Origin of the sequence: Amycolatopsis cynarae (assembly GCF_026802195.1) — a bacterium.
Classification (GTDB): Bacteria; Actinomycetota; Actinomycetes; order Mycobacteriales; family Pseudonocardiaceae; genus Amycolatopsis_E; species Amycolatopsis_E rhizosphaerae.
Genome location: NZ_CP113836.1, coordinates 3,253,352 through 3,265,998, shown reverse-complemented (window position 1 = coordinate 3,265,998; position 12,647 = coordinate 3,253,352). Strand labels below are relative to the sequence as shown.

General features: G+C 71.1%; 14 protein-coding genes. 6 read left to right on the top strand and 8 right to left on the bottom strand.

What is annotated here, in order from left to right:
- Positions 1 to 14: 14 nt before the first annotated feature.
- Positions 15 to 1,505 carry an SPFH domain-containing protein gene (locus ORV05_RS15730; RefSeq protein ID WP_268759236.1) on the top strand — a complete coding sequence of 497 codons (1,491 nt, stop codon included), beginning with the start codon at positions 15 to 17 and terminating at the stop codon, positions 1,503 to 1,505.
- A gap of 74 nt (positions 1,506 to 1,579) precedes the next feature.
- Here the strand turns inward: ORV05_RS15730 and ORV05_RS15725 are convergent, their stop codons facing one another.
- A complete protein-coding gene (locus ORV05_RS15725; protein WP_268759235.1) occupies positions 1,580 to 2,926 on the bottom strand; it encodes an MFS transporter in 1,347 nt (448 codons plus the stop codon).
- Between the two features lie 103 nt (positions 2,927 to 3,029).
- On the opposite strand from ORV05_RS15725, the gene ORV05_RS15720 reads away from it, so the two are divergent.
- Positions 3,030 to 3,599: a TetR/AcrR family transcriptional regulator gene (locus ORV05_RS15720; protein ID WP_268759234.1), complete on the top strand. Its 570-nt coding sequence runs from the start codon at positions 3,030 to 3,032 to the stop codon at positions 3,597 to 3,599.
- A 4-nt stretch (positions 3,600 to 3,603) separates the two neighbouring features.
- Here ORV05_RS15720 and ORV05_RS15715 read toward each other — a convergent pair whose 3' ends face one another.
- Both ORV05_RS15715 and ORV05_RS15710 read right to left on the bottom strand, forming a co-directional pair.
- The gene (locus tag ORV05_RS15715; RefSeq protein ID WP_268759233.1) at positions 3,604 to 4,371 is read right to left on the bottom strand and encodes an SGNH/GDSL hydrolase family protein; all 768 of its coding nucleotides are present in this window, start codon (positions 4,369 to 4,371) and stop codon (positions 3,604 to 3,606) included.
- A 117-nt stretch (positions 4,372 to 4,488) separates the two neighbouring features.
- Positions 4,489 to 5,130, bottom strand: a complete 642-nt coding sequence (locus tag ORV05_RS15710) for a GNAT family N-acetyltransferase (protein ID WP_268759232.1) — start codon at positions 5,128 to 5,130, stop codon at positions 4,489 to 4,491.
- Positions 5,131 to 5,252: 122 nt separating this feature from the next.
- Between ORV05_RS15710 and ORV05_RS15705 the strand changes: the two genes are divergently transcribed.
- From ORV05_RS15705 to ORV05_RS15695, 3 genes are all read left to right on the top strand, one after another.
- Positions 5,253 to 6,092 carry a patatin-like phospholipase family protein gene (locus ORV05_RS15705; protein WP_268759231.1) on the top strand — a complete coding sequence of 280 codons (840 nt, stop codon included), beginning with the start codon at positions 5,253 to 5,255 and terminating at the stop codon, positions 6,090 to 6,092.
- Positions 6,093 to 6,566: 474 nt separating this feature from the next.
- Positions 6,567 to 7,049, top strand: coding sequence for an HNH endonuclease (locus ORV05_RS15700; RefSeq protein ID WP_268759229.1), 483 nt, complete (start codon positions 6,567 to 6,569; stop codon positions 7,047 to 7,049).
- Positions 7,050 to 7,065: 16 nt separating this feature from the next.
- Complete coding sequence (locus ORV05_RS15695) at positions 7,066 to 7,677, top strand: GDSL-type esterase/lipase family protein (RefSeq protein WP_268759228.1); 612 nt, start codon at positions 7,066 to 7,068, stop codon at positions 7,675 to 7,677.
- Between the two features lie 57 nt (positions 7,678 to 7,734).
- Here ORV05_RS15695 and ORV05_RS15690 read toward each other — a convergent pair whose 3' ends face one another.
- The 4 genes from ORV05_RS15690 to ORV05_RS15675 form a co-directional block, all read right to left on the bottom strand.
- The gene (locus ORV05_RS15690) at positions 7,735 to 8,187 is read right to left on the bottom strand and encodes an STAS domain-containing protein (protein WP_268759227.1); all 453 of its coding nucleotides are present in this window, start codon (positions 8,185 to 8,187) and stop codon (positions 7,735 to 7,737) included.
- A gap of 216 nt (positions 8,188 to 8,403) precedes the next feature.
- Positions 8,404 to 9,579, bottom strand: a complete 1,176-nt coding sequence (locus ORV05_RS15685) for a tyrosine-type recombinase/integrase (protein WP_268759226.1) — start codon at positions 9,577 to 9,579, stop codon at positions 8,404 to 8,406.
- A 71-nt stretch (positions 9,580 to 9,650) separates the two neighbouring features.
- Entirely contained in the window at positions 9,651 to 10,127 is a 477-nt protein-coding gene (locus ORV05_RS15680) for a hypothetical protein (RefSeq protein ID WP_268759225.1), read from the bottom strand.
- 18 nt (positions 10,128 to 10,145) lie between these two features.
- Positions 10,146 to 11,348 (bottom strand): MFS transporter, encoded by a 1,203-nt coding sequence (locus tag ORV05_RS15675; protein ID WP_268759224.1) that lies wholly within the window; start codon positions 11,346 to 11,348, stop codon positions 10,146 to 10,148.
- 83 nt (positions 11,349 to 11,431) lie between these two features.
- On the opposite strand from ORV05_RS15675, the gene ORV05_RS15670 reads away from it, so the two are divergent.
- Positions 11,432 to 11,803 (top strand): ArsR/SmtB family transcription factor, encoded by a 372-nt coding sequence (locus tag ORV05_RS15670; protein WP_268759223.1) that lies wholly within the window; start codon positions 11,432 to 11,434, stop codon positions 11,801 to 11,803.
- Here the strand turns inward: ORV05_RS15670 and ORV05_RS15665 are convergent.
- Positions 11,760 to 12,647, bottom strand: coding sequence for a LysR family transcriptional regulator (locus ORV05_RS15665; protein WP_268759222.1), 888 nt, complete (start codon positions 12,645 to 12,647; stop codon positions 11,760 to 11,762). The genes ORV05_RS15670 and ORV05_RS15665 overlap by 44 nt on opposite strands.

The following is a 12,647-nucleotide window of genomic DNA, read 5'->3' as shown; positions in this document are numbered from 1 at the left end:
CGACGGGAGAGATCTTGGGAACCGCAGCGATCATAGTTGTCGCGGTCATCGCCCTGTTCGTGATCATCACCATCGCGAAGGCGATCATGGTGGTCCCGCAGGCGCAGTCGGCGGTGATCGAACGGCTGGGCAGATTCCGCACGGTCGCCTCGCCGGGACTGAACTTCCTCGTGCCGTTCCTCGACAAGGTGCGCGCCCGGATCGACCTGCGGGAGCAGGTCGTGTCCTTCCCGCCGCAACCGGTGATCACCGAGGACAACCTGACCGTCTCCATCGACACGGTGGTCTACTTCCAGGTCACCGACTCGCGGGCCGCTGTCTACGAGATCTCGAACTACATCGTCGGTGTCGAGCAGTTGACCACCACCACGCTGCGGAACGTGGTCGGTGGCATGACGCTGGAGCAGGCGCTGACCTCGCGCGACCAGATCAACAGCCAGTTGCGCGGGGTGCTCGACGAAGCCACCGGACGCTGGGGTATCCGGGTGGCGCGGGTCGAGCTCAAGGCGATCGACCCGCCGCCGTCGATCCAGGACTCGATGGAAAAGCAGATGCGCGCCGACCGGGAGAAGCGCGCGATGATCCTCAATGCCGAAGGCCAGCGGGAGGCCGCGATCAAGACGGCGGAGGGGCAGAAGCAGTCGCAGATCCTGGCGGCCGAAGGGCAGAAGCAGGCGACGATCATGGCCGCGGAGGCGGACCGGCAGTCCCGCATCCTCCGTGCCCAGGGTGAACGCGCCGCCCGCTACCTGCAGGCACAGGGTCAGGCGAAGGCCATCGAGAAGGTGTTCGCCGCGGTCAAGGCCGGGCGTCCGACGCCGGAGGTGCTGGCCTACCAGTACCTGCAGACGCTGCCGCAGATGGCGCAGGGCGACGCGAACAAGGTCTGGCTGGTCCCCAGCGACTACGGTCGCGCGCTGGAGGGCTTCGCGCGGGCGTTCGGCAAGCAGGGCGAGGACGGCGTGTTCCGCTACGAGCAGCCGAGCGGGGAAGCGGTCGAGCCGCCGTCGTTCGACGACGAAGAGGTGGCGAGCTGGTTCGACACCTCCACGGACCCCCGCATCGCGGAAGCGGTGCGGGAGGCCGAGAAGGTGGCACGCCAGGAGGTGCCGGGCCCGCTCGGCACGACCACCCCGTCCGTCCCGAAGGCGGCCGACATCCTGCGTGGCACGCCGGAACCGCCGTCCGCGCCGGACGAGGCGCAGGAACCGCCGAGCCCGCCCGCGCCGCCTCAGGCGTCGAGCACCCCGCCGCCCGCGGCCCCGTCGGCACCGCCGACCCCGCCGGTCCCGCCGTCACGGCCGCAGAGCGGCGGCCCGGCCACCGGGCCGCAGGCCGGTCTGCCGCTGCGGCAGCCCGGACAGCACTACACGACCCCGCCGATCAGCCCGTATCCGAGTCAGCAGCCGCAGACCCCGCCCCAGCCTCCCCAGCAGGGACCCCACGGCCCGCAGGGTCCACAAGGGCCACAGCCGCCGCAGGGACCGGGGCCGCTTCCGCGGTAGCAAAGGCGGTAGGCACGAAGACGGCGAGTGCCGCCCCCAGCACAAAGGGGGCGGCACTCGCCGTCTTTTCCGTGTCAGGCGCGCAGATATGTGGCGTCGTCGGTGATGTCGGCCCGGGACCGGTCGGCGATGGCCGCGCCGCACAGCACTGTCACCACCGAGGCGAGCACGATGTAGACCGAGATCGAGTACGGCGTGCCCGTCGCGTGCAGCAGCCAGGTCGCCAGCAGCGGAGCCGGACCACCGGCGAACACCGACGCGAGCTGGTAACCCAGGCCCGCGCCGCCGTAGCGCAGGTGCGTCGGGAAGCTTTCGCCGATGAAGGCGGCCTGCGGCCCGTACTGCATGGCGTGCGGGATCATCGACACGACCACCGCGAGGAAGATCGGCACGTATCCGCCGCCTTTGAGCACCGCGAAGTACGGGAACGCCAGCAGCCCGGTCAGCACCGCGCCGGTGAGGTACACGCGTTTGCGGCCGATGCGGTCGGACAATTGCGAGAAGAACGGGATGGTGACCAGTTCGAGCGCGGCCGCGACGAGCACGGCGTTGAGCACGAACGTCTTCGAATAGTGGTGTTCGGCCACCACATAGACCAGCACATAGCTGGTGAACAGGTAGAACGGCATCTGCTCGCTGAACCGCAGCCCCGCCGAGAGCAGGATCTCGCGCCAGTGATGCCGCACCGCGTCCACCACCGGCTGCCGCGAGGTGCGCCGCTGCGCCACGACCGCGGCGAACATCGGTGTTTCGAGGATGCGCAGCCGGATCACCAGGCCGATCCCGACCAGCACCAGGCTGAGCAGGAACGGAATCCGCCAGCCCCACGAGGTGAACGCCGCGTCGGAGAGCACGAAGGACAGCAGCGTCATCCCGCCGGTGCCCAGCACCAGGCCGACGGGCACCCCGATCTGCGCGAAACTGCCGAGGAGGCCGCGTTTGCGCTGGTCGCCCCATTCCATCGCGAGCAGCACCGAACCGCTCCACTCACCGCCGATGGCCACCCCCTGGATGAGCCGCAGCGCGACCAGGATCAGCGGCGCGGCGATGCCGAGGGTGTTCGCGCCGGGGAGCACGCCGACCAGGCCGGAGGCGATCCCCATCAGCAGCAGGGTGATCACCAGGGTGACCTTGCGGCCCACCCGGTCGCCCCAGTATCCGAAGATCGCCGCACCGACGGGCCGGGCCGCGAACCCGACCGCGTAGGTGGCGAAGGACTGCATGGCCCCCGCGTAACTGCTCGACGCGGGGAAGAACAGGTGCGGGAAGATCAGCGCCGCGGCCGTGTTGTAGAGGAAGAAGTCGTACCACTCGATGGTGGTGCCGATGGCGCTGGCCACCGCCGCCCGCCGCACCTGTGTCCGTTGTTCGGTCTTTCCTGCCTGGATGACCTTGTTCGCTTCGTTGCGTCCAAGAACCATGTGCCACGCCTCCTGTGACTGCCGTCACCTTTCTCATAACCTTCGTTCACGGATCGGGTGATGTCCAGGGAGGGCGGGAAATGATTTCCCTACCATCGGCGGGGTGCTGGAAGAGAAACCACTGCGGGCCGATGCCCGGCGGAACAGGGCCAAGGTGCTGGCCGCGGCGGAAGCGGTGTTCACCGCCAAGGGGATGAGCGCCCCGACCGAGGAGGTCGCGAAGGCGGCCGGGGTGGGCGTGGGCACCCTCTTCCGGCATTTCCCGACCAAGGAGGCGCTTCTGGAGGCGGTGCTCCAGGAGCACCTGCGCCGGTTCGCCGCGGAGGCCGTCCGGTGGGCCGGGGTGGACGACCCGGGCAACGCCTTCTTCGCCTTCCTGAAGCAATGGGTGGAGATGGCGGCGACCAAGAACGCCTACACCGACGCGCTGGCGGCCGCGGGCACCCGGGCGCCGGAGGCCGCCGGGGTGCGGGACGAGGTCGTCGGCGCGTTGCGCACCCTGCTCACGCGCGCCCAGGACGCCGGCACCGTGCGGTCCGATGTCGGCGTCACCGAGCTGATCGCGTTGATGGTCGGCACCTCCCGCGGCGCCGAGCACCTTGGCGGTGACCCGGCGCTGCGACAGCGCATGCTGGAGATCGTGTTCGACGGGCTGCGGCCGTCGCCGCGGTGAGCGCTCAGGCCCGGTTTTCCACCGGGGCGAGCGCGGGACGTTTCGGGGAGAGGGTGTCGCCGGAGGATTCCCCGCGCAGGCGCCGCTTGATCCACGGCAGGGCGTGTTCCTTCGCCCACCGCAGGTTTTCGGCGCGCTGCTGACGCGGCGGCACGGCGGGCCGCGGCCCCAGCGCGGCAGGCGAAAGCTCGTGCGGCACGCCGAGCAGATCGAGCACGGCGATGGCGATCTCGTTGTGGCCCAGGGCGTTCAGGTGCAGCCGGTCGGCCGACCACAGCCGCCGGTCGCGCAGCGCGCGCATGGCCCACATGTCCACCACGAGCGCGCCGTGCCGGGCGGCGATGACGCGGGTGTGCTCGTTGTAGATGGCGGTGCGGCCGCGCATCCGGCGGAACAGCGGGTCTTCAACGCCGTCGACGCCGGTGAACAGCACGACGGTGGCCCCGGTCGCGGCCAGGCGGCCCACCGCGCGGTCGTATTCGTCGGCGAGCGTGTCGATGTCGACCTTGGGGCGCATCAGATCGTTGCCGCCGGCGTAGAGGGTGATCAGGTCGGGTTCGAGCGCGAGGGCCGGTTCGAGCTGTTCGGCCAGCACCTGTCCCAGCAGACGCCCCCGGATCGCGAGGTTGGCGTAGGAGAACTCCGGCTCACGGAGGGCGAGTTGTTCGGCGACCCGGTCGGCCCATCCGCGCACGCCGTTCGGACGGGTGGGATCTTCGTCGCCGACTCCCTCGGTGAAGGAATCGCCGAGGGACACTAAGCGCTTGCTCATGTCCCTCACTGTAGGCGGACAGCCGGGGTGATCCACCTCGCACCCGCCGGGGCGGGCAGCAGGGGGCGCCGAGAATCGGGCGGATACGGCTGAACCCGGTCAGCTGTCGAGCGGGCCTCAGCTGCGCACGGCGCCGGTCAGCGGGGCCAGCACGCGCCATCCCATCGTCTCGTACAGGGCCCGGCCTTCCGGGGTCGCGACCAGCACACCTGCCGTGGCCCCCTGTCCGGCGGCGAGGTCGGCGAGCGTGCGCATCACCAGGCGTCCCAGGCCGCGGCGTTGATGAGCGGGACTGGTCTCGACCTGGTCCACGACGAAGGCCGGGCCGGTGATGGCGGCCTGGCCTCGCGCGGCGAAAGCACCGTCCTCGGTGCGGACCAGGGCGCGCGCGACGCCGGCCCGGGTCCAGGTGTCCAGCCGGTAGCCGTCCGCAGGTGCCGGTGGAGCCCCGGCCTTGGCGGCGGTCGGTGGGGCGGCCATCAGGAAGCCGGGCCCGCCGGCCAGGGACCAGCCGGGCGCGAGCCAGGGTTCGAGCATTTCCGGCGGTACGGGCGCTTTCAGCCATACACCGGGGGCGGTCGTGCTCTCGGTGATCTTGCGGGCGGCCGTTTCGTCGGCGGCGGACAGTACGTGCCGCAGGACGTGCCCGGGGAGGCCGACGTCGACGGTGAAGCCCCAGGGAGCGGGGACGGGGTCGGCCGCGCCGCGTGAAACGGCCCAGCCGTGGATCCACGCGTGGAGGGCCTCGGTCGTGGTCATGAAAGGCAAAACGCCCCCCGGTGCGGAGACTGATGGGGATGTGGAGATAGCGATGATCATGATAGAGGCTCGGTCGCCGGTGGGTGCCGGCGCGGACCGGGACTCCGAGCAGAATGGTGATCATGACAAGACGAGGTGTGGTGCTCGGCGGTGGCGGTGTCGCAGGAATCGCCTGGGAGACGGGAATTCTGCTTGGTTTGGCCGAGGCGGGCGTATCGCTGCTCGCGGCGGAGAAGTTCGTCGGCACGTCGGCGGGTGCCACCGTCGCCGCCCAGATCACCGGGCCCCTGAGCCTGTCCGAACTGTACCGGCGGCAGATCGATCCGGCCCTGCAGGTGCCGGAGCTGCCCGCCGCGCTGGACCCGGAGGCCGTGATGGCCCTGTGGGGCCAGGCCTACGAGGCCGCGGAGGGCCCGGAGGATCTGCGCCGACGGCTCGGCGCCATGGCGCTGGCCGCGCCGACGGTGCCCGAAGCCGAACGCCGTGCCGTCATCGAAGCGCGGCTGCCCGGCCACGAATGGCCCGAGCGCGATCTCGAGATCGTCGCGGTGGACGCCCATTCCGGCGAGACTCGCGTCTTCGACCGCCGTTCCGGAGTGAACCTCGTCGACGCGGTCGCGGCGAGTTGCGCGGTGCCCGGGACCTGGCCGCCGCACACCGTCGGCGACCGGCGCTACGTCGACGGCGGGGTGCGCTCGGCCGAGAACGCCGACCTCGCCGCCGGATGCGACCGCGTGGTGGTCTTCCAGGTGATGGAACTGCCGGGCAGCACCGACCTCGACGAGCAGGTCGCGTTGCTGCGCGAGCGGGGTTCACGGGTGCTGGTGGTACGGCCCGACGAGGCCTCGAGGGAGGCCATCGGACCGAACCTGCTCGATCCCGCCGTCCGCGCGGCCTCGGCCGGGGCCGGGTACGAACAGGGGCGGCGGGAGGCGGCGGCCCTGGCGGAGTTCTGGGGCTGATCCCCATCCCCGAGCCCGCACCGGAAATGCGTTTGACCCCTTTCCCGTGGTCCACAATGATGGGTGCACAAGATCCGATGGGAGACGGCATGAAGCATCAGCGTGAGCGCGCCGAAGCCATTTCGCCGCGCCCTGCCGTCGGCGGTTTCCGCCGCGGGCAGGAGCGGCTGATGCGTCGGCTGCAACCGGTCTGACCAGGGGATTCCTTCGATCGAGGAGCCGCCCTCCGGGAGACCGGTCAGGGCGGCTTTCTTTTTCGCGCCGGACGGGAACGAGGGGAAAAATCGTTTCTCCGGTTCGGTGCGCAGTTCGGTAAACGGGTGCGAGGGAGACGGGAACCCACCTGATTTGGGATCAGGAGACACCGCGTTCGACTCGCGGGCACCCGACAGCGGCGCCAGACGTTCGCCTTCCCGCGCGGAACGGCGGACCATGGCCGTGTGCCCTTGGTACGACAACAGTGAAGGGAGGTGCGTGATCGTGGGTGTCCTCGTGCTCAACGCGTCCTACGAGCCACTGCACGTCGTCTCCGTCCCGCACGCGATACGGATGCTCGTGCGGAAGGTGGCGGAGATCCAGGAGGCCGAGGACGGCCGCCCGTTCGGCCTGTTCCCGCGCCCGAAGATCGTGCGCCTCGTCCGCTATGTCGTGATGAAGTGGCGGTACACCCATCCTCCCCGGTGGTCGCGGCGAGGGGTGCTCCTGCGCGACGGGTACCGGTGCGCCTACTGCGGGCACCGGGCCGACACGGTCGACCACATCGTCCCGGTGTCCCGGGGCGGTGAACGGGCTTCGTGGCTGAACACGGTGGCCGCCTGCGGGGGCAGCGCCCGCAGTTGCAATGCCCGGAAGGCCGACCGGCTGCCGGAGGAGGCCGGTATGCGGTTGCGGGTCACGCCCCGCGTACCGGACTGGCACGAACTGCAGACGGGCGCGATCGCCGCACCGGCCGCGTGACGGGGAGAATGACCGAATGCTTTCCGATCTTCGCGTGTGTTTCGTCGGCGACTCGTTCGTCGCGGGCGTGGGGGACCCCGATCATCTCGGCTGGACGGGCCGGGTCGCCGCCCGCACCCATCGCTCCGGGCGGCCGCTGACCACCTACAACCTCGGGATCCGCCGCAACACCAGCGACGACGTGCTCGGTCGCTGGCGTGCGGAATGCCTGCCCCGGTTCCCGGACGGCTGCACGGGCGCGATCGCGCTTTCCTTCGGGGTCAACGACACCATGGTCGAAAACGGCGGGCGGCGGGTCCCCGCCGACCGCTCCGCGGCCAACCTCGCCACCCTGCTCGGTGAGATGTCCTCCGCGACCGGGCCGGTGCTGGTCATCGGCCCGGTCCCGGTCGCGGACGAGGCCCACAACCAGCGGACCGCGGACCTCAACGAGACCTTCCGGCACGTCTGCGCGGTCCGGGAAGTGTCCTATGTGGACGTTTTCGAGCCCCTGTTGGCCAGTGCGGCGTGGAGGCGCGACGTGGAGGCCGGCGACGGCGCCCATCCCGCCGACACCGGTTACGCCGTCCTCGCGGACCTTGTCTGGCCGCGATGGTCGGCCTGGGTGAGCGAATCCCTCGCCGGTTGATCGGTTGATCGCGCCGAGCCGTGAAGGGTCCCTTCACGGCCAACATCCACGCGGCCGTTATCGGTGGGAAAGGTGAGCGGTATTTGCTTTCGTCGGGACTTTGGTCCCTTTTCCGCCGGACAGGGGCAGATCCGTCAACCGCAGCGCGCGAACCACTCCCCGGTTGTCCCCGCTGAGGATGCGCAGCGAAATTCCCCGCTGCCGTGCCAGCAGATCCGCCCGCACCAGTGCGGACAGGCCCGCCGTGCCGAGGAAGTCCACTCCGGACAGGTCGACCACGAGTGCGCGGAGGGTTCCGCGGAGCCGCGAGGTGAGCAGTTCCTCGAGGCGTGGGGCGCTGAGCCGATCCACTTCGCCGCCGATCACCACGATCGCCAACCCGGGTCGTGGCCGCCGGACGCGGACCCGCATCGGCGGGGAGACGACCTCCGGCCGGGCCTCCGTGGCGGTACGGGGCCGGGGAAAGGCGAATTCGGTGAGGGGGTGGGAAAACGGTTCTGCAGCCGTCACGGTTGCCTCCATCTGCCACCGGAGACGGGACGACGAGAAACGCTGGCGCGAAAGAGGCCCGCCGACTCGTCATGGGTGACACGTTCTGTACATCGACGACGGCTACTCGGCTGAACCGCTACTCGATAGTGTAAAGGAAATCACAGAAAACTGCTATCAGCTCCGTAATCGAGCGTCCTTTCGCCCCACTATCCAGCTTCACCCTTTCGGGGTGAGTCACAACCAGCCGCGGTGCAGGCCCACGGAGAGTTCGTGCGCGGCGGAGTTGCGGATGTTGTCCTCGTCGTGCAGGTATCCCTCGGTGGTGGACAACGCCGCGTGCCCCAGGTCCCGCTGGACCTGGCGGGGCGGGACACCCCGTTCGATGGCGTGTGTGGCGTAGGAGTGACGCGCCGAGTGCGGATGGATACGGCCGGACAGCGGGGCCAGGTGGGTGGCGATGAACGCGGCCTGCGAACTCGTCAGGAGCTCTCGCAGCCAGGCCTGCCGCGGGGCGGGCGTACCTGGGGCGGGCGCGAACGTGGCACACAGGCGGCGCAGCACCGCGGTGACGTGCGAGACGTGCACGCGCCGCCCGGTGCTGGTGACGAACAGGGGTTCGGCGGGGGCGGGCCCGACCTGTCCGCGCAGCGCCGGCACGGCCGGGGGGAGGCGCTGCTCCAGGTAGGCGTCGAGGGCGTCGGCGACGGGAGCGGCGAGTGCCACTTCGCGGTCCTTCGCGCCCTTGCCGTGGACCCGCAGGATCCCGATGGCGCCCGGCACCGGCCTGCGGTAGTCCGTCAGGTGGGTGCCGACCAGTTCCTCGGCGCGGACGCCGGTGCCGATCAGGATCTCCACCATCGCCCGGTCCCGCCGTCCGTCCCGCCGGTGCTCGGCCAGCAGGTGGGCCGCCAGCAACAGCGCCCGGCAGGCCTCGAACGACCAGCGGGCCGTGGCCGACGGGGTGCCGGAAGCGCGGTTGAGATGCTGGGTCCGGCGGTCCACCAGCGCGGCCGGGTTCTGCTCCGCGAGCCCCTCCCGGATCAGGTACTTCCGGTAGAAGGCGGAGACCGCGGACAGCATCCGGCCGCGCGTGGCGTCGCTGTACCCGGCGCGCGCCAGCTCGTCCAGCCATCGTTCGACGTGCTCCACGCGGATTTCGGCGAACGAGCCGAACCCGTTGGCCAGGCACCAGGGGAACCACTCCAGTCCCGTGGGCTGCGCCCGGCGGCGGCCCCGGCGGCGGGTGGGATCCGGCGGGACGTAGCCGGGCACCCACTCCAGCGGGATCCCCAGGTCGGTGGCGTAGGCGACGCGGGTGTTCAGCGAGGTGTAGATCCGCAGGAATTCGGCAAGCCGTTCCTGTCCGCTCTTTCCCGTGCCGTCCGCCGAGGGCACCAGGGCCAGGGTCACGCGGGCTCCTTTCCACCGTGTCGCCGCTCTTTCTTAGCGGGTCGGGTGGCTTCCGGCGAGGCGGGCCCCGGTTACCCCCGGGCCCGCGCGGCCTCCAAGCGGGCGGCGTGCCCGGGAAGGTGTTCGGCGGCGCGCAGCCGGACCAGTTCCCGCCAGGGCAGCTTCGTGCCGGGTGCGGGCCGGCCCTCGCGGTCGACGAGGCGGAGTTCCACGGGCTCGCCGACGGCGTGCCCGGGAATCGTCCTGACCGCGGCGACGAAGTCGTCCCCGTTGCGGCGCAGGAGTTCCCTGCGCTCGGCGGGCGTGGTCGAGGCGATCAGCGCGCCGAGGTTCCGCGCGTCCATGGCCTCGCGGTTGTCGACGACGGCGGGCAGGCCGAGCAGCAGATCGCGGGCCGCCCCGGCGAGGATCCGGTCGCTGAGGGCGATGTGGCCGACGGTCCAGTCGACCGACGCCCGGGTGTCGGCAGGGAGCGCGCCGGTGTCGCCGAGGGCCTCGGCGGCGGCGAACAGCCTGCGGTAGGCGGATTCGAGTTCGGTGGTTTCCACGGTTTGTCTCCCAGGTGTTCAGTGGTGGGCGGCGGCCGCGGTGTGCCGGTGGGCCCGGGTCAGCAGGAGGAGCATCAGCAGGCAGAGCGCGGCGACGGCGACCGCGAAGTACTGCACCGCGGTGAGGAGTCCGGCGGTGGTGGCGAGGAAGCCGACCCCGATGACGGGCACGCCGACCCCGAGGTAGAGCACCACGTAGAAGCTGGACACCACCTCGGCGTGCCGGTTCGCCGGGGCGGCCTGGTTGGTCGCGGTGAGCCCGCCGAGGAAGGCCAGTCCCTGGCCGGTACCCGCGATCACGATCGCCACGATGAGCAGCGTGAGCGACGAGACGCCGCCCGCGATGGCCAGGAGCGCGAGCCCGGTGGCGAGCAGGGGAAGCCCGGCGAGTTCCAGTTGACGGGCCGGTCGGCCGTAGCCCGCGAGTTGTGCGAGCGCGGAGCACGCGAGCATCAGGGCGACCAGCGCCCCGGCGAGGAACAGGTTCCGGCTTCCGGACAGGGTGGCGACGTAGGTCGGGATGAGGGTCAGGAACAGCCCGACCACCGCGAACGCGAGGAATCCGGTCGTTCCGCTGGTCGCGAAGACCGGGCCCATCCCGTCGGGGATTTCCGGGCGACGGGGACGCCAGCGGGTCCTGACCCGTGTCTCCGGCAGCGTGCTGATCACCGCGGCGGCCGGGACCAGCAGCGCGATCTCCGCCACGAAGGGCAGGACATAGGGCTCGGGAGCGTACTGCGCGAGCAGGCCGCCGAGCGCCGGGCCGAGGCCGAGGCCGCCGACGGAGGCCACAGTGGACACCAGTGCGGCCCGGCGGCGGTTGCCCGCCGGTTCGAGTTCGGTCAGCGCCGCCGTCAGCGGTCCCGAAGCCGCGCCGAGTGCGAGGCCCTGGAGGATACGCGCGGCGAAAAGCCACCCGGTGCTCGTGGCCAGGGCGAACAGCAGCGATCCCAGCGCGGCGAGCGCCATCGCCGGCAGCACGACCCGGCGGCGGCCGATCGCGTCCGACAGGGGACCCGCCACCAGGAGCGAGGGGATCAGCACCGCCACGTACACGGCGAAGACCAGGGTGACGACCACCGGCGGGAACCCGAACTTCGTGGCGTAGCCCCGGTACAGCGGCGTCGGCAGATTGGTGCCGGTCAGCAGGATCAACAGTGCGTAGGCGGTGCCCCAGAACCGCAGGCGGGCGCGGGGTGCGGTGGTTCTTCGATCGGGCATGGAGCCCCCTCTCGTTCATGTTCGACTTTTCCGAACATAGCAGATGTTCGGGGAAGTTGAACATGTTTGGGTATCCTGGGGGTATGGCAAGCCGTACCGCAACCGACCTGGTGCACCCGGACCGCGACGACATCCGCTTCACCGCCGTGATGGCCGCGTTCGGCGACCCGGTCCGGCTGGCGATCGTCGCGCGGCTCGCGGACGCCGAAGGCGACGGTCAGCTGGCCTGCACGACCTTCGCGCTCCCCGTCAGCAAGTCCACGCAGAGCGGGCACTTCCGGGTGCTGCGCGAAGCGGGCGTGATCCGGCAGCGCGACGAGGGAACCCGCCGCTTGAACTCGCTGCGGCGGGGCGATCTCGACGCCCGGTTCCCCGGCCTGCTCGACCTCGCCGTCCCGGAAGGACGGGCGATCATGGCCGAGTGGGCGTCCGCGCGACCTTCAGCGTCGCGCTGAGCAGGTCCACCACCGTCGAGCGCGGTGCGGCACGGAGCAGAACCAGCGCCGTGGGCAGGAGGATCGGGCGCCGCGGCGGCACGAAGGCGACGGCGTCCGAGCCGGTGCGGGCGATGTGAGCAGGCAGCAGCGTCCAGCAGTGTCCGGCGGCCACCGGCCCGAGCAGCACGTCCTGGGCGTTGACCACGGTGGGGCCCGGGCGCGGCACGAACCCGGCCGCCTTGCAGGCGGCGGTGACCAGGTCGAAGGCTTCCGGGTTTTCGTCACGGGCGGGCCGCGCCAGCGGGAGGCTCGCGAGCGAAACGAGATCGTCCGCGGTGCCCGCCCGCTCGGCGGGCACCGCCAGCAGCATCGGATCGTCCCAGAGGCGGTGGACGGCCAGGCGGGGATGCTCCGGTGGGGCCGACACGAACGACGCGTCGAGATCGCCGGCGAGGACGGCGGCCAGCTTGTCCGGCGCCGACCGGGTCGTCGTCAGCCGCACGACCGCTCCGGGACGGCGGGCCCGGAACTCGGTGAGGATGTCCTCGAGGCGCTTGCCGAGGCCGGGACTGCTGCCGAGCCGGAGCACCCCCGCGGTGCCCGCGGCGAGATCGGCCGCCGCCTCCGCGGCCCGGTCCATCTCGCGCAGCGCGCGGCGTGCGTGCGGAAGGAAGGCTTCGCCCTCGGGGGTGAGCCTGGCCTGCCGGTGCGACCGGTCGAACAGGGTGAGCCCCAGTTCCCGTTCCAGGCTCGCGATCTGTTTGCTCACGGCCGACTGGACGATGTGCAGGCGCTCGGCCGCCCGGCCGAAATGCCCCAGCTCGGCGACCGTGACGAAGTAGCTCAACTGGCGGACCTCCAC